This is a genomic window from Paenibacillus sp. TAB_01 (assembly GCF_043945595.1).
Taxonomy (GTDB): domain Bacteria; phylum Bacillota; class Bacilli; order Paenibacillales; family NBRC-103111; genus Paenibacillus_S.
This window is the reverse complement of sequence record NZ_JBIFNP010000001.1, coordinates 1,423,519-1,440,304: the sequence shown is the minus strand read 5'-3', so window position 1 is coordinate 1,440,304 and position 16,786 is coordinate 1,423,519. Positions and strand designations below refer to the sequence as shown.

Here is a 16,786-nt window from a genome sequence, read left to right as displayed (position 1 = left end):
TGTGCCCGCTGCCTTCATACAGCAACAGCCTGCCGATTCGGGGCAGGCTGTCGTATGAAGCTTCCACTATAGAAGCGGCATTAACTGCACGTACGTATCCACACCGTCATTTCCCCCGTCTCCCGGTTCCCCCATAAATAATAGGGTACCGCCTTTAACGTAACCGGTTCGGATGCCTGCTGCTGAATTAATGGACGGTAAGGCGCAGCCGCGTCCCAGGAATCATGCTCATCTGCACGGCCTTGTGCTTCAATTGTAACCGCGCCCCCAAGCAAATCGGCATCATAGCCGGATCTTAGCTCTGCACTCCGCTCAATCGACAGGGACGCCAACGGACGGCCATTGTCCGTTTCCTCCAGACAATAAACGAGCGGTCCGCGTTCGAAGGCAGCCTTGCCGGCGTTCACCCGGATCTCCGGATGGGCTGCGATCAGCCGAGCCTCGAGAGCGGGCTCCCACTCTACAATGTCTCCCGGTACCCACTGCCTGTTTACTACCGCGTAGCCCTGCTCAACGTCATAATGCGCCGTAACGCCGTTGATTCTCATCACGGCCTGATTGAGACTCCAGGACGGAATACGAAGCGCAAGCGCAAAAGGTTCTGACGGAGCTTCGGTGAACTCGAAGCGCGCGTAGCCTTCCCACGGCAGACGCGATTGCTGCTTGAGCGCCACCTGTCCGGCGGCAAGCCCGAACTGCGCTTCGCTGCCGATGAACAGATGGGCATATATCTTGTTCTCCTCTGCCGAGGCGGTATAAATGTAGCTGTTCAGCGAGCTGAGCAGCCGCGCTACGTTCGGCGGGCAGCAGGAGCAGCCGAACCATTTTTGCCGTACCGGCTTCACGTGACGGCGGCCCGGATTGTGCTCGGACGCCTTCGGCCATACCTCTAACGGATTCACATAAAAATAATGCTTGCCGTCCTGCGACATGCTGCCGATCACATTGTTGTACAGCGCCCGCTCCATCACATCGGCGTATTCGCTTCTCGGCTCCAGCAGCAGCATCCGGCGGGCGAAGAAGATGAGACCGATGGACGCGCAGGTCTCGGCATAAACCGTATCGTTCGGCAGATCGTAATCGAAGGAAAACGCCTCGCCATGATGTGTCGAACCGATGCCGCCGGTAATGTACATCTGTTTTGTCGTTGTATTGCTCCACAAACGGCGGCATGCCTCCAACAGTTCACGGTCGCCCGTCAGCCTTGCCAAATCGGCCATCGCCGTGTACATATATACGGCCCGCACGGCATGCCCGACGGCAGCATCCTGTTCGCGAACCGGCTTATGCGCCTGATTATACGACAGCTGCTCGACGGACGGAATCGGCACCTTCTTTTGCGCCCAATGGCTGTACCCCTCTCTTCGTTTGCACTCCTCCACAAGAAAATTCGGCTCTGTTCCGCGCTGGTCAATAAAGAATTGCGCCAGCTTCAGAAACCGATCCTCCCCTGTCGCCTGATACAGCTTCACCAGTGCAAGCTCAATCTCCTGATGGCCGTCATAGCCCCGCAGCTTGCCGGGCTCGGTACCGAAAACGGTTCCAATATAATCTGCGAATTTGCACATGACATCAAGCAGCTTCCGTTTGCCGGTCGCTTCATAATAAGCAACAGCCGCCTCCATCATATGCCCCGCGCAGTACAGCTCATGAGCCTCATGCAGATTCGTCCACTGCTTGCCGGGTTCCCGGATCGTGAAGTACGTATTGAGATAGCCGTTCTCATGCTGAGCTTGGGCGATCAGCTCGATCACTCCGTCCGCTGTGCGCTCCAGCTCGGGATCGGGATGGTTGGCAAGCGAGTAACCGGCCGCTTCAAGCCATTTGGCCACATCGCTGTCCTGAAAGATCATCCCGCCGAATTCCCCTTCTTCAAGTCCCGCGGCAACCCGGAAATTGCGGATGGCATAGCTGGGCTCGGCATCCGGGATCAGGTCATTCAGCGCTTCCCATTGATAAGGAATAACCGTCTTTCGAACGAGCTCCATCAACGGGTTCCAAAATGCATCTTCAATATGTACCTTTTCCGCGTTCCGCTGTCCTCTGGTTGAGCTTGTTGTCATCTGTCTTCCCTCCTTCATTCGTGAACCCATTTATATAACATTTGATTATAGCCTTCATCCAGTTTATCCTTGGAATAAAAGATCATCTACGAATAAATCAAACCTTTTTTTATAAAATTTCACACTATTGAGGTGATTTCAAATGGACAGGGAATGCATTGCGATGGAGCTGCCGCCGATGCCTTATTACATCACGATCGGCCTGTCAGCCTTTCGTCCGGGTGAGCAGCATCCGAGCCGGCGCCGCCTCGGTATCTTCGACCTGCTGTGGGTCGTCAAAGGGACCCTATTCATCGGTGAGGATGACCGGCAATGGGAAGTCGGAAGAGGCCAAACCCTGCTGCTGCTGCCGGACCGGTATCATTATCCGGTAAAGGCCTGCGAAACCGAAACGGTGTTCTATTGGATTCATTTTGATTTCAATGGATCGTGGCAGCAGGAATCTGACGAGAAGGCGATTATAGCCGTCCCGGGCCGGCAAATATGGGCCAATCCCTACACGATCCGGATCCCGCAGTATGCCTCGCCGCCTGATTTTCCTTTAGCCGAGCGTCACCTTCACAAAATGCTGGCCGACTCGAATCAGCATCGATCGGCGGCCTTTTGGAACGAGCAGCAGCTATTTCTTGAGCTGCTGCGCCTGCTTGAGGAGAAGCACCCGGGGATCGACGTCACTCCCGCCTTACGGCTGGCTCATCGGACGGAGGCTTATTTGCGGCAGCATTATCAGACCCAGGTGACGAATAGTACGCTGGCTGAGGCGCTTCATTTTCACCCGAACTATATTGTCCGATGCATGAAAGAAATGTACCAATGTACGCCAATGGAATATTTGCACGAATACCGGCTTGAGCAGGCGAAGCTGCTGCTGATCAAGACGGAATGGCCTGTCGCACAGATCGCAGAACAGACCGGCTTTCAGCATGCTCCCTACTTCTCCAACTGCTTCAAGCAGTACGCCGGCATCTCGCCTCTGCGGTTTCGCAAGCAGTATTCCCCGTAGAGTAGAGCTGCAGAGGGCGGCTCCCTGTTCGCGTCTCCGCTCATCCTAGGCAAGCACATCGTTGTTTCCAATTCTCATCTGCAGGAATCAAATGTAGATGGACTTCATCAAAAGGCCGGCAGCTCCAATGTGCTTGAAGTCCACGGTTCTTTAAGAACAGCCAGATGCCCCTTATGCCACCGCGAATATGCAATGGCTTATCTGTTGAGCAACGAGATCCCGTTATGTAATGTGGATGGAGCCGTATTAAAGCCGGATATCGTACTTTATGAAGGCAAAGTGAAATATATGGAGGAAACCATCAAGCGGTATGCGACACAGAATTATTTTTGACGCTTGGCTCGTCTCTACGGGTCTGCCCGGTCAAAGAGCTGCCGAAATATATTCAGAATGCCCATAAGATTACTAAAGCCATCGTAAATAATGAAGCTACGCCGTTGGACTATTTGTTTGATTATGTAATCCACGATGATATCGTCTTGACCTTTCAACAAATAAAACAAGTGATAACAAAATAAAGCAGGAGCACCCAGTCTTTCATTCGGGCGCTTCTGCCTTATTTTTACTTTCCCTAATCTGTTCTTTTATGACGCAAAAGCAGCTGAAGAAGCAGCTTTACTTCAATTGAGCATACACCCGGTACAGCAGCTGGGCGGTTTCCGCTCTTGTCGCCGGATTCGTCGGATGTAACGAGGTACCGTCACCCTGTACGATCCCTGCCTGCACCATCGCAGCAATCGCATCCAGCGCATAAACTGCTACGTCGGATTTATCCTGGAACGAGTTCAGATCGGACGCCGTACCGGACAGGTTCAGCTTGCCCGTGACTTGCAATGCGCGCATAAGCAGCACCATCATGTCCTGTCTGGATATCGACTCCCTTGGATTGAACTTGTTCTCGCCTACCCCATCAGCAATTCCCAGCTTCTTAACGATGCCGAGTGTCTCATAGTAATAGTCCGCTGCGCTTACATCGCTGAAGTTGCTGTCCACGTCTGCTTTCAAGTCGAGCATCCGCACGAGCAGTGTCATAAAGTCGGCGCGGGTAATATTTTGACCCGGTTCAAAGCTTGTTTCCGTGGTTCCTTGAATAATCCCTTTTGCCGTCAACATGCCGATCGCTTCCTTCGCCCAGTCATAGCTGCTGTCGACATCCCTGAACGGAAGCTCAACCGGCGGCGTCTCTGCTGACGGTGTTGTCGAGCCTGGCGCGGTCGTTACAGGCGGCTGTGTCGAGCCAGTCTCCGGCGCAGGTACAGTCTCCGCAGGAGGATTCGCCGGCGCCGATGGCGATGGCGATGACGAAGGCTGCGAGCCATGGGAATGCGAGCTTCGGACCGCTGCGGTAAAGCCCCATACATCGGAACGGGTCTTGCCACTGTAGGCGTCCTCTGCCTCTGCATACCACTGGTAATACCCGCCATTCGATAGGCCGCCCCAGTACGTGCTCGCCGTCCCCCCGCTGGCTACCTCTGTCTGCTTGCCGATCAGCTGATCGGTATACACTTTGACTGCAAAATAGTCCGTAGCCACCTGCTTATGCATAGGCTGGAGATTGACATCGAGATCGTATTCGTCCTTGCCCGGATAAGTCGTCGGATCGTAATAGTTGTAATCGTCCAGATAAGGCGAATAAGTCTTCACATGAATCTGGTTGTTTTTCACATCAAACTGCAGCAGGCGAATGTAGCCCAAGCCGCCTTTTTCGGCCCCTTGATAGTCGGCCAGCAGCTGATAAACCTTGCGGTCCGGCACGCCGTCGCCGTTATCGTCGATCTCATCGACCAATTCTTCGGCATCGTGATAATGTCCGCACAATACGGCAATGACATTTTTGTTCGGTACGACAACACGGTCATAGATTTTTTCAGAAATCGGCGCTCGGTTGTTCGAAACGAGCAAATATTCGTGGAAATCCAGAATCGCCTTGCGATCCGGATACATTTTGACAACATCGTCCATCCATTGAATATCTTCGTCGCGGATATCCCAGCCCATATATATGACAACGAAATCGTTCCCGCCGCCCGAGACCAGATCGTAATGGCCGCGGTTGTTCAGGTAGGAGCCGCCGTAGGTAGGCTGGCTTTTGAAGCGGTCTTCACCGAAATATTGGTAAAACTTGGTATAGTCGGCATATTGGTGCGACACGTCATGGTTGCCCGCAAGCACGCCATAAGGAATCTTCGCATCCTCCAGGACTTTCATGTCCTTGTCCGCTTCCTGCCACTGGTATTCCTTGTCGGCTTCATCGACGATATCGCCGGTATGAATCACATATTTGATGTTCATATCATCCTTGTGATCCACGATCCACTTGACATTGCCTTCATAAATTTCAGGGTAGCTCTCCGAATAATATTGGGTATCGGACATCCATACAAAGCTGAAATCATAAGGATCCTGTTTCACCGGAAGCTCATCCTGAATAATGACATGGATCGTTCCGTCCACGGCATAATCACCGGCAGGCACTTCTGCAGCCAGGGAGAAATCCTCATTCCCGGCAACGGTGCCGTCCAGCTTGTTCCATTTGCCGTCAGCCGGACTCCAGCCGTACATGCTCACCTGGCGCCCTTCCAGCGATTTCCCCTGCCAGTCGATCTCGACCTTATCGGTCGGCTTCACCGTAGGGTCCAGCTTGACTTCAAAGCGGTGATACGGAAATTTATCATCCGAATCGTTCGTAAGATACTTGCCGTCCGGAGTGCCGATCAGGCTGTACTCTTCCTCGCTCAAAGCTTGTTCCCCTTCCGGCTTCAGCTGCTTGGGAGGCTCAACCTCCGATGCGTTCTTGAATGCCGCAAGTCCGGTACGATGCAGCGCGTCAAAGAGAAAGCCTTTATAGAAGCTGACATTCATTGCATCCTTTGTCGGGTCCTGCACCTTGACGGACAGCTGAGGGGTCGCCCCCTTTTGATCATGGGTAGGAGTCATCAGCTCAGGCTTGGCCGGATTCTCATCAGGCACTTCAAAAGTGACCGTTTGCTCCGAGGCGTTGCCCACCTTATCCGCCGCTTTGACGACGAAGGTATGAGCGCCGGCGCTCAGCTTGGAAGAAGCCGTTGCCAGAGGCAGCTCGATCTTTTGTTCGTCCAGCGAAGCTTCCACCGATGCAACACCTGCAAGGGCATCCGTAATTTGAGCATCCAGCGTAAATTCGCCGCGAATCATCTTACCGCTTTCGATGGAAGGAACAATCTCAGGCTTCGTATTATCTACCACGATATTCGCTGTTTTCTGTCCTTCTGCACTGTTAACAGTAATAGTATGCGGACCATCCGGCAGCGTCGTCGTATCCAGGTCATAGGCTTGGGACTTCAGCCGTTCTGCCGGGAGGTTGAAGTTGAAGTCAACGACCGGGTTTTTCCCTGCGCTGTCGCCCATTTTAATTTCCTTATTCGGATCGGCATAGTTCGGATCGTAAAGGACCGTACCGTCGGCAAAGACAAGACGAATATTTTTGACCGTGAAATCGTCCTTATTCTCCTCCGGACGGTCATCGAACGGCGAAGATTTGGAGCCCGCGCGAATCGAAATCGTATTGCCGCCCTCTTTCAGACGGGAAGCCTGGATCGGTACCGAAAGCGTCGTATACGAATTGATCGGATCCATAAACGTATATAAAATTTCATTGCCGATAGTAACGCCGTTTTTAAAATAATAATTGACGGCATTCGCTTCAAAGGCAAAGTAAGCATCCTGCTCCAGCGCATGGTAGGTTCCTGCAGTCAGCGGGCTGCCATCCATCTCAAGCTGCAGAGAGTCAGGGGAGCCGTTCTCCAGCGTTCCCTTGATCGCCTTCGTACCGCTCAGAATATCTCCATCTTTCAGATTCAGGCGAAGCGCGGAGCAGTCCGGCCCCCCGGTAATATCGACCCTGTAAGTATTGGAGGTGATTTCATGTGTGCCGTCGGATACGACAAAATAGTATTCCATATAAGACTTGCCGATCAGGTCCGGTGAATAGATCGTAAAATGGTACATGAAATCGTTATAATCCACATACAGGTAACGGCTGGAATAGTCAGCCTGCTGATCCGACTTGTAGAAGAGCTTGACCGATTTGACGGCTACATTGTCCGAAGCATCCCCTACAATAGCAAGATCCTTCGATTGATCGATGCTCGTAATTCCGGTCATGTCCGTGAAAACCGGCGGCTGTGTGTCGTCGGCAACCGTAACAGGCACATCCGGAACTTGAGCCGGATTCACACTGCCCGGGGACGGCGCTTCCACACCTGCACTCAGCTTCAGCATTGTCGTACTGCCGTTGGTCGGAAACTTATATTCAATGCCTTTATTCTCAGCCGTTTCTTTAGGCAGCGAGCCATCGTAATAAGCAGCCGAAATATCCACGTGCGTATTCGTTCCGATCACAACGCCCCGCTTGCCGGTGTTCGCCATGCCATCCGAGTACACTTTATAAATATCTTGATTCTCTACCAGATTCGTATGGAACAGGGCATTGAAATCAGCCGCCGTTTTGCTTCCGTTAGCGCTGTTGATAACCCAGAACACAAGCGTCTTGCCGGCCCCGATAATCATATCCTCGCGGTCGGTCGGCCATACAATGTCGGCAGCCGAACCGGAATCCGTATAGCGGTAATACAATTTGTAATCCTTCAGGTTAATAGCCCGATCCGTATTATTGTAGATTTCAATAAATTCATAGCCGTCCGCACTGCCGACATTCGTCGTATTCGGCACCAGCTCCGTCACAAGAAGCGGAGGTACTTTGGCCGGATCAAAATCGGGCACATGAACCGCTACCGTATAGGTATCCGTTTTGACCGTGTTTTTAGCGTCCTTGGCTTCAATGTAATATTGGAAGGTTGCTTCTTTCAGCTCTTCCCGCGGAATATCGGCCAAATAATGATTGCCCGAGGTCACATTCATCTCCATTGTCGTAAAATCGGCTTGCGAGCCGGTTTTATAATGCACGGTAGCCATAACGGGATCAACCAAGCCCTGTGCGCTTTCCTTGTTCGTAATTTCAGCATTAATCTGCAAATTAACGTTCGTTTCCGCTTCGGTCACCGGCGTATGTTTAATGACCGGCGGCTCGTTTGCGCCTTCCTCCGGCAAAGAAGCCGGCAGCTTCGGCACCTGGAGCGGCTCTACCGTTCCCGGAGTCGCTGCGGCAGTGCCGGCGCGATCCAGAATCATCTGTGTCGTTCCATCGTCAGGGTATTTGTAAAAGATCGGCTTATCGCTGACGCCGCTGACTTCTTTCTCATAGTGGGCGGAGACGATTTCCTGATCTGCGGAGTTGCGGATCACGATGCTTCTAGCTCCACCGTTGGCCATGCCGTCATTAGTTATCTTGAACAATGATTCATTCAGCTTCAGATTCGATCCGAAAAAGCTGTTGAAATCCGTATCGGTTTTATCGTCGTTAGAGCCGTTGGCAATCCACAGCACAACCGACTTTTGGGAAGGAATAACGACGCTGCCCGTATCCCACAGAGTTTCGGTATTGGGCGTTTTATCCGTATACCGGTACATCAGCTTGTAATCTTTGAGATTGATCGTTTTGTCCGAGTTATTGTACACCTCGATAAATTCATAGCCGTTGGCCGTCTTGGCCCCATTCGTCAGATTAGCGGAGTTCGGATTCAGCTCCGTAATCAAGATGGCCGGCACGTAGTTATAATTAAAGCTCGGACGGATGTTAACCGTATAAACCTCCGTAGCCTTCGTCACCTGGCCGTCATTCGCTTCAATATAATATTGAAGCTTGCTTTCCAGCAGGCGTTCCTTCGGAATAGATGCCTCGAAGGCAAACTGATCCGCCGTCGAACGATCCGGATTCATATTCATGGGCAGCTTAGTATAAGAGCTCTCGGAATTGAGCTTGTAGTAAACCGCTCCCGTGACATTAGAAGGGCTTCCCTGCACATCTGTGGCAATCGTTGCCGCAATGTCCAAATCGCTGTCATCAATCGCTTCGGTAACCGGCGCATGCGAAATGACAAGCGAAGGCTGCTGCGGATTCGGATCGTCATAGGTAAACTCGGGAACCAGCTGACTTTCAACCATCCCGGGCGTTGCATTGTGCAGGCCAGCCGCATAGGCACCTGCAGTGACCATGGACATGCTCGTGCTTCCGTCTGCCGGGTAGGCATAGAAAATCCCTTTGTCCGGCAGCGTCTGGTCGTCGTTCTGGTAGGAAGCCGACACAACGACCTGCCCGCTGCCGTCTTTAATAATGAGATCGCGCGGAGCGCTGTTGCTCATGCCTCCTCCGCCCGACAATCGGAACAAATTGGTGCCTTCAGTCAAGGAAGTACCGTAGTTAGCGTTAAACTGCTCTGCAGTCAAGGTCGTATTACTACTATTCATAACCCAAAATACAACGGACCCTCTCGGCTGAATCACCGGATGATCCGTTGCGGAGACCAGCGGCCAAATATCATTTTTTTCAACATTTTTGGAATCGAAATAGTGATAATTCCACTGGTAATCCTTAAACGAGACCGGCTCGCTCGAATTGTTATAAACCTCAATAAACTCGTAGGCGTCGGCCCCCGACACATTCGTGCTGTCCGGCGCCAGCTCGGTAATTAGCAGCTTCGGCACTTTGGTATAATCAACCGTTGTCTGAAGCGGCTCCGCCCCGGCCTTGTCCGCTCCAAGCGATGCAAATGGCCCGGCCAGCAAGCTGGCCAGGGATGCATGCAGTACAAGCTTTTTAAACAACATTCCTCTGTTCAATTGCTCCACACTCTCCGATACTCTTAGTCTGTTATGTCTCTGTGATGTATTGTGTCATACCTGTCCACTGAGGCACGTAACCCTAATTTATCAGAGGAGTGTCAAGTGTATGTTACCGCTGTATTGAGGAAATGTTAATTCTCGCATCAAACCACAAGTGTAAATAATTGCCACAAGCTCAAAGCCCCCTTATCCGCTTGGTCAAGGGGGCTTTGTTTGGAAGCTTTTGCATAAGGTTTACGGTTCCTGGAAAGGCCTATCCATTCCAATGCTCAAGCGCATATTCTGTCGGGTTCATACCGGCCACGTTTTTAAACACCCTGCTGAAATACGCCGGATCGGAATAGCCTACCATTTCGCTTATTTCATAGATCATATAACGGCCCAGCTTCATTAATTCCTTCGCCCTCTCGATCCGGTAAAGCGTTAAATAGTTGGTGAAGCTTTCACCCGTTTCGCTCTTGAACAAGCTGCTCAAATAATTTCTGGTCACATGAAGCTCATCCGCAATGCGGGCAAATGAGATATTCTCCTTATACTGCTTGGCTACTGCCCGCTTCACGTGCTGTACATAGGCATTCTGCTTGCCTGAACGATATTTGCGCTCCAGTGTTTCGAGCAATTGGCTCAAAATGGTCCGAACCCGCTCCATCAGCAGCTGCTGGCTGGGCGCGGACTGGATATCCTGCAGAAACTGGGCCAGCTGCCCAAGCTCCAGCGTCGAAGGATCTTCTTTCATACCGTATAATACAAGATTGTTTACCATGCTTATACATAACGTTTTCAAGTATTTGAGCGACCCGCCGGTTCCGTCAAGAAGCATGCTTTCTATTTCTGCCCAATGCTGCATCACTTTCTCATGATCCATGTGAAATAAAGCTTCCGTCAGTTGACGGACATATTCGAACGGATAGGCGTGCCATGTTCCCCCGGACTGCTCCCGTTTCTCTTCTGCATCGAAAATTTGCTGGTATCCCTCATACTCCACCATGGCCAGCATATCTCTGGATTCCTTGTGCGAAATCGGGTAGGCGGTAAACCTGCCGTACCATCGGCCGATCCCTGCGTTGGCGTTAAGCTCGAGGTAGGCGCCGACGCTTTCGATGAACTCGGCGGCAATACTTTTAGCCCTCTGCAGCGTTTCTTCTTTCGGTTCCGTACAGCAATAGCGGCAGCCTGTCTTCCATATAACGGAGCAAATAGCAGCTTCCCTTGGCCTGAACGATTTCCTGCGCGATGTTGTAAGCGCCGAATTTGTACAGCTGCCAATCCCGCTCCGATTCGGTCTTATGATTCCAGTCGCGGTAAATCATTAGACTCATGACCAGTCCCCCGTCAAAGACCTGTTCATCCAGATCAAGAAACTGCGTTCGATGCCCGGTAATGTCCCTTTCCATTAAGGCAGCGGAGAGCATGTCAAACAAAAACTGCTCCCGCAGGATCGGCACGCTTTGCTCCAAGTGGCTTCTTAATCCGCAGAGGTACTGCTCCTTCTTGTCGGCAACGAATTTCTCGCTGACGACCTCCTTGAGCACGCGCTCAATTTCCGTAAAGACAGCGGGCTTTAGAATATACTGCGCTACATCAAGCTGAATCGCTTCCTTGGCATAATTAAATTCATCGTACCCGCTCAAAATAATGATGGGGATATCCGCATTCACGCTTCGGATACGCTTGATGAGCTCCAGTCCATTCATTCTGGGCATGTATACGTCCGTAATCAGCAAATCCAGAGGATGCTTCTGGAATAACTGCCACCCTTCTTCCCCATCCTTCGCCGTCATCACCTCGTTAATGCCCAGCTTATCCCACGCAATCATGCGCTTCAGCCCATTCACAGCATAAGCATCGTCATCGACGATCAAGACCTTCATACCCGCACCCCTTATGTTATGTGGCTATATGCTTAATTTCCTCCAAGGAATCATAATAAGGAAGCACCATTTCAACTTTAACTCCTCTGGCATCCGCATTCGAAATGACCAGCTTGTAATTAGAGCCCAAGTAGAGCTCTAACCGGTCTCTAATATTTCTAATCCCGTATCCGCTCGTTCCCGACACATGAAGCGGGCTTTTACTGCGCTGCTGCTCCAATCCGGCTCCGTTATCTATAATTGTAATTTTGATATGATCGCCCATTTTCTCGGCACAGACAGAGACCTCCGCTTTCTCTTCTTGGAAATCCCCAAAGCCATGGACGATACAATTCTCGATAAACGGCTGTAAAATAATTTTCGGCACATAGCACGATTTTAAAAGAGGATCAATCTGCTCGCGGTACACAAATTTGTCTTCCATCCGGGTTTGTTGGATTTGCGCATAGAGCCTTGCATGCTCCAATTCTTCCTGAAGCCGGATAAAGGTACCGCCGCCGCTTAAGCTGATCCGGAACAGCCTGGCCAGACGCGTCACCATCACGCTAATCTCCGTATTCCCCTTCATCGCCGCCGCCCAATTGATCATGTCCAGCGTATTATATAGAAAATGAGGATTGATCTGACTTTGCAGCACCTTGAGCTCAAGATCCCGCTTCAACCGGTTTTTGTGCTCCAGCTCTTCAATCATCCGCTCCAGCTCCAGCGCCATTTTATTAAAACCATGGATCAATTTATTGAATTCCACAATAAAATATTTGCCCATATTCGCCTCGAAATTCCCGTTTTCGATCTGCTGAAATCCCCTTAGGAGCAGTGGGACGGGGCGAATAATCCGGCTTGATAAATAAGAAGCTACGGGAAAAACAAGCAAGAGTACAACCGTTCCGATCAACAGCATAATATTGCGGATGATGTTCGTATCGCGATAAATATCTTTCGTTTCCAGAAATTCGACGAGTCTCCAATGGTTCTCGCTTTGTGCCGTGTAGATCATCAAATAGTTGCTGCCGGCAACATTCGTAGGCTGATAGCCGTAGGAAGGCTTATCTATTCCGCCGATAGCGGATTGAAAAGCATTTATCAGCTGTGCGTTGACCTGTGCCGACATTCCAGACATGAGCCGGCCGCTCGAATCCAGCAGCATTAAGGACCGGTTCGTTGGGGAGCTTTCCTTCGTCTCGCTAAAAAACAGCCGGGTTAACGAATCCTCCAGCAGATTCACCGCGACATAGCCAATGACGCTCCCTTTCCGGTCATAAATGCTTAGAACATACGTGAGCACAGTCGGCTTCGCATTCGAATCCGAGTAATAGTCATCGCCATGCGAAGGAATCCACTGCGCGCCTACATCCTCAAACCGCCGCATGTCTTCCTTCCACGGAATCTTTGACATCGGCAGGATGCGATTTTTCCCGACCTGGCCGTATTTCTCATACTGGACAAAACGGTCGGTATAGATCTGAATACTGGTAATGAACGGTTTAATATAGGTGAACGTGTCCAGCCACTCCGTCACATCCCGCTGCAGCTTCAAATATTCGTACAGATCGGGTGAATCGGTATTTTCCAGCAGTTCTTTGGTAAGGCGGTGCGTGGAGATCGACAAAGCCGTGCCTTCCATATCTCCCAACCGCTCGTTCAGCTTGAGCTGATTGCTGTTTAAGACCTCGATCCGCGCATCGCTCTTTTGCTTCGTAAAAAAATAAGAGACGCTGAAATAAGTCGCCATCGTCATCAAGAGTAAGAAAAAACTGATAGTCAGCACCATGACGCCAAACAGGAACGGCTTCAATCTCCATTGCTGCATGTTGGGAACGACCGCCTTTTAATGAAAACAGGAAGCAGCGCCCGGTACATATCAGGCGGCAGCCTCCAATCTGCTTCAGAATTATTAATGATTTTATATGAAAAAGGGGGAAAAGTATAGCTCGTTCTCTTCCTGTCTCCCTAGCCTTTAACGCCTCCTGAAGTAATGCCTTCAATGAGATACTTCTGGAAGAAAATGAAGATCGCGAATACCGGAACAAGCGACAAAGTGGACATTGCAAACAGTCTGCCCCATTGGGAATCCCCTTGAGAATCCAGGAACGTGCGCAGCCCCAAGGAAACCGTATACTGCTTAATATCGCTCAAGTAAAGAATCTGGCCCAAGAAATCGTTCCATGTCCAAATAAACGTAAATATCGCCGTTGTTACCAAAGCCGGCAGCGCCAAAGGCAGGATCAGCCGCCAGTAGATCTGGATGGCTCCACAGCCGTCCATCGTTGCCGCTTGATCCAGCTCGGCCGGAATATTGCGGATAAACTGGATCATCAAGAAAATAAAGAAGCCGTCCGTTGCCGTAAACTTCGGAACGATTAGAGGTAAGAAGGTGTTCACCCATTCCAGCTTATTGAAGATAATGTACTGCGGAATCATCGTTACATGGTGGGGAAGCATCATCGTCAGAAGCATCAGACCGAATAAAAGCGTTTTCAATCGAAACTGCAGCCGGGCAAAGGCATAAGCGGCCATAGAACAGCTGAGAAGATTGCCGATGATCGACAGGCCGCTGACCACGAACGAATTTTTGAAAAAGGTAGCAAAGGTAACGGAGGTCAGACCTTTCCATCCCAGGATGTAATTATCCAGCGTGAAGGCATCCGACCATAAGCCCGTATCCGTAAATATATGCTGCGGCTGTTTAAAGGAACTGCTGAACATCCACAACAGCGGATAAATCATCAGCAGCGTTACAACGATATTCAAACCATGGCGCAGTAACGGCGAAGCTTTCCCTCTCATCCCGCTCCCTCCTTACTTCTCATAATGGACCCATTTCTTCGAGGAAAGAAAAGCAATCGCCGTAAAGATCGAGATCATGATCAGCAGAATCCACGCCAAGGCTGAAGCATAGCCCATCTGGAAGCTGATAAAGCCCTTCTGATATAAATACAGCGTATAGAACAGCGTTGAGTTCAGAGGGCCGCCGGTCCCTCCGCTCACAATATAGGCCGGTGTAAAAGCTTGAAAGGCCGAAATGATTTGCATAATCAAATTGAAGAAAATAATCGGGGTCAGCAGCGGCACCGTTACCCTTAGAAACTGGGATACCTTGCCGGCGCCGTCAATGGACGCCGCTTCATACAAATCATTCGGGATTTGCTGAAGGCCTGCCAGGAAAATAATCATCGGCGACCCGAACTGCCATACTTTCATAATAATAATCGTATATAACGCTGTTTCCGGCGTCGCAATCCAGCTGATGCCTTCGATGCCGAAGTAAGCCAGAAACCCGTTGACCATCCCCTCGGCGCCAAACAGCTGCCTCCACAGCAGCGCCACCGCCACACTGCCGCCGAATAAAGACGGCACGTAGTACAGCGCCCGGTACAGCCGCAGTCCGGAGAGCCCTTTGTTTAACATAAGTGCTATGAGCAGAGCAAAGGCAAGCTCCAACGGAACGCCGAGGAAAACGTAGGTCAATGTAACGCGCAGCGATTCCCAAAACTGTTTGTCATTAGTAAAAATCTGCACATAATTATAGGTGCCATTCCAGACCGGGCTGTCGAACATTTCGTAATCCGTAAACGATAAATACAAGGATGCCGCTACAGGAACGATGGTGAAAGCCAGCATGCCTACAATCCACGGGCTTAGAAACAAGTAGCCGATTCCGTCTTTTTTCAGAAAGCTGCTCATTCGCATATTCAATCACTCCTGCATTTACTTCAAAACTTTAGCGGATTCGTCAAAAAATTCGTTAACCGCTTGTTCGATCGATTTCTTGCCGAAGGCAATGGCTTCGCTCGCCGTGGAGAACAGCTTGCTGATATCCGCATTCCCTGCCGGCGGAGTAACGGGGACATTGACGTAAGGTGTAATTTTGTTCTGATAATCCGCTACCTTCACATCGGCCGGAACACGCAGCGGTTGAATAATTTCGCTGATTCTTTTGTTCTGGATAATGCCCATCTCATCTTTAAACATCTTGCCGCCATCCGCATCGTTGATCCAGTAATTAATAAATTCCGCCGCTTCCTTCGGATGCTTCGACTTGGAGGAAATGCTCAGGAATACGCCTCCGATATCCTCGCCGGGCTTTCCTTTCGGGTCGCTTGGAAGCCTTACGATATCCAATGGGTCCTTCATATACATTTGGAATATTTTCATCTGATTGCCCGCCGCGAAAGCGGAAGCGGTTACACCTTTGACCAGCATCGATTCCGGCTGCTGCTTCCCTTTATATTCCGCCGTAAGCGCAGCTGGAGGTACGAGCCCCGCCTTGCGCAATTGATCCCAATACTGCTGGTAAGCCGTCATATCTTCCTTCGTGAATCCCAGCTTGCCATCGTTCGTATACAGATCCTTGCCTCTCTGGCGAAGAAAATAGCCGAAGGTGTCGGTAATCCCGCTCTGGTCATCAATAAAGTAAAAGCCGTCTTTATTGACTGCTTTCTTCAGTTCCGCAGCTTTCTGGGAAAATTCATCCCAGGTGATATCGAATTTGGGTGGCTCAATATTATATTTCTTGAATAAGTCCGAATTAAAGAAAAAGCCTTTGGACGAGTTGCCTATCGAAACCATGATCGTTTTCGCGTTTACTTTTCCAATATCGATGATCTTCGAATCGAAGCCGGACATATCGATCGCTTTGGACTGGATATAGTCGTCCAGCGGCAGCAATTGTTTGCGGTTGGCATAATCCATATACCTTGTCAGATGCATGCTCAACACATCGGGCGCATTGCCTCCAGCGGCTTGCGTAGCCAGCTTCTGCCAATAGGGATCGAAATCGCTGAACTCCTGCTCCACCTTAATATTCGGGTGCTTCTTCTCGAAATCGGCGATCATGTCGTCATACAGCTTCTGGCGGGCCTGCCCGCCCCACCATGCAAACCGGATCGTTACCTTCTCCTGGGCGGAGCCGGATGAGACGGCTTTTTCCGAAGAGCCTGCCGTAGTTCCGCTGCACGCAGACACGGACGCGGCAAGCAGGGCGCTCATTCCGATAAATACGCTTTTTTTGAGTAACTTGTTCATAGCTGTTCGTACCCTCCTCTTACTTTTTTGGTGCTTATGCATTTTAATATAAGGATTTACAACGCCATTTGGAATGGAGACAGCTCCGCTCTTCTTGGAGAAAT

Annotated in this window: 10 protein-coding genes; 2 read left to right on the top strand and 8 right to left on the bottom strand. The window is 50.6% G+C overall.

Translation table 11 applies throughout. The features are described 5' to 3' along the window. Positions 1–80: 80 nt before the first annotated feature. Positions 81–2,063 (bottom strand): glycoside hydrolase family 127 protein, encoded by a 1,983-nt coding sequence (locus tag ACHHV8_RS06935; protein ID WP_395157624.1) that lies wholly within the window; start codon positions 2,061–2,063, stop codon positions 81–83. 142 nt (positions 2,064–2,205) lie between these two features. Between ACHHV8_RS06935 and ACHHV8_RS06930 the strand changes: the two genes are divergently transcribed. Both ACHHV8_RS06930 and ACHHV8_RS06925 read left to right on the top strand, forming a co-directional pair. Beyond that, a complete protein-coding gene (locus ACHHV8_RS06930; RefSeq protein WP_395157623.1) occupies positions 2,206–3,066 on the top strand; it encodes a helix-turn-helix transcriptional regulator in 861 nt (286 codons plus the stop codon). A 24-nt stretch (positions 3,067–3,090) separates the two neighbouring features. Next, complete coding sequence (locus ACHHV8_RS06925; protein ID WP_395163443.1) at positions 3,091–3,399, top strand: Sir2 family NAD-dependent protein deacetylase; 309 nt, start codon at positions 3,091–3,093, stop codon at positions 3,397–3,399. 282 nt (positions 3,400–3,681) lie between these two features. Here ACHHV8_RS06925 and ACHHV8_RS06920 read toward each other — a convergent pair whose 3' ends face one another. The 7 genes from ACHHV8_RS06920 to ACHHV8_RS06890 form a co-directional block, all read right to left on the bottom strand. Beyond that, positions 3,682–9,783, bottom strand: coding sequence for an S-layer homology domain-containing protein (locus ACHHV8_RS06920; RefSeq protein ID WP_395157622.1), 6,102 nt, complete (start codon positions 9,781–9,783; stop codon positions 3,682–3,684). A 256-nt stretch (positions 9,784–10,039) separates the two neighbouring features. Next, positions 10,040–10,783 carry a helix-turn-helix transcriptional regulator gene (locus ACHHV8_RS06915; RefSeq protein ID WP_395157621.1) on the bottom strand — a complete coding sequence of 248 codons (744 nt, stop codon included), beginning with the start codon at positions 10,781–10,783 and terminating at the stop codon, positions 10,040–10,042. A 124-nt stretch (positions 10,784–10,907) separates the two neighbouring features. Beyond that, positions 10,908–11,657 (bottom strand): response regulator, encoded by a 750-nt coding sequence (locus tag ACHHV8_RS06910; protein ID WP_395157620.1) that lies wholly within the window; start codon positions 11,655–11,657, stop codon positions 10,908–10,910. 16 nt (positions 11,658–11,673) lie between these two features. After that, positions 11,674–13,467 carry a sensor histidine kinase gene (locus ACHHV8_RS06905; RefSeq protein WP_395157619.1) on the bottom strand — a complete coding sequence of 598 codons (1,794 nt, stop codon included), beginning with the start codon at positions 13,465–13,467 and terminating at the stop codon, positions 11,674–11,676. A 140-nt stretch (positions 13,468–13,607) separates the two neighbouring features. Beyond that, positions 13,608–14,444, bottom strand: coding sequence for a carbohydrate ABC transporter permease (locus ACHHV8_RS06900; RefSeq protein ID WP_395157618.1), 837 nt, complete (start codon positions 14,442–14,444; stop codon positions 13,608–13,610). A gap of 12 nt (positions 14,445–14,456) precedes the next feature. Continuing rightward, on the bottom strand, positions 14,457–15,347 hold the full coding sequence (locus tag ACHHV8_RS06895) for a carbohydrate ABC transporter permease (RefSeq protein ID WP_395157617.1): 891 nt from the start codon (positions 15,345–15,347) through the stop codon (positions 14,457–14,459). Positions 15,348–15,365: 18 nt separating this feature from the next. Continuing rightward, positions 15,366–16,682, bottom strand: a complete 1,317-nt coding sequence (locus ACHHV8_RS06890; RefSeq protein ID WP_395157616.1) for an ABC transporter substrate-binding protein — start codon at positions 16,680–16,682, stop codon at positions 15,366–15,368. Between the last annotated feature and the right edge of the window lie 104 nt (positions 16,683–16,786).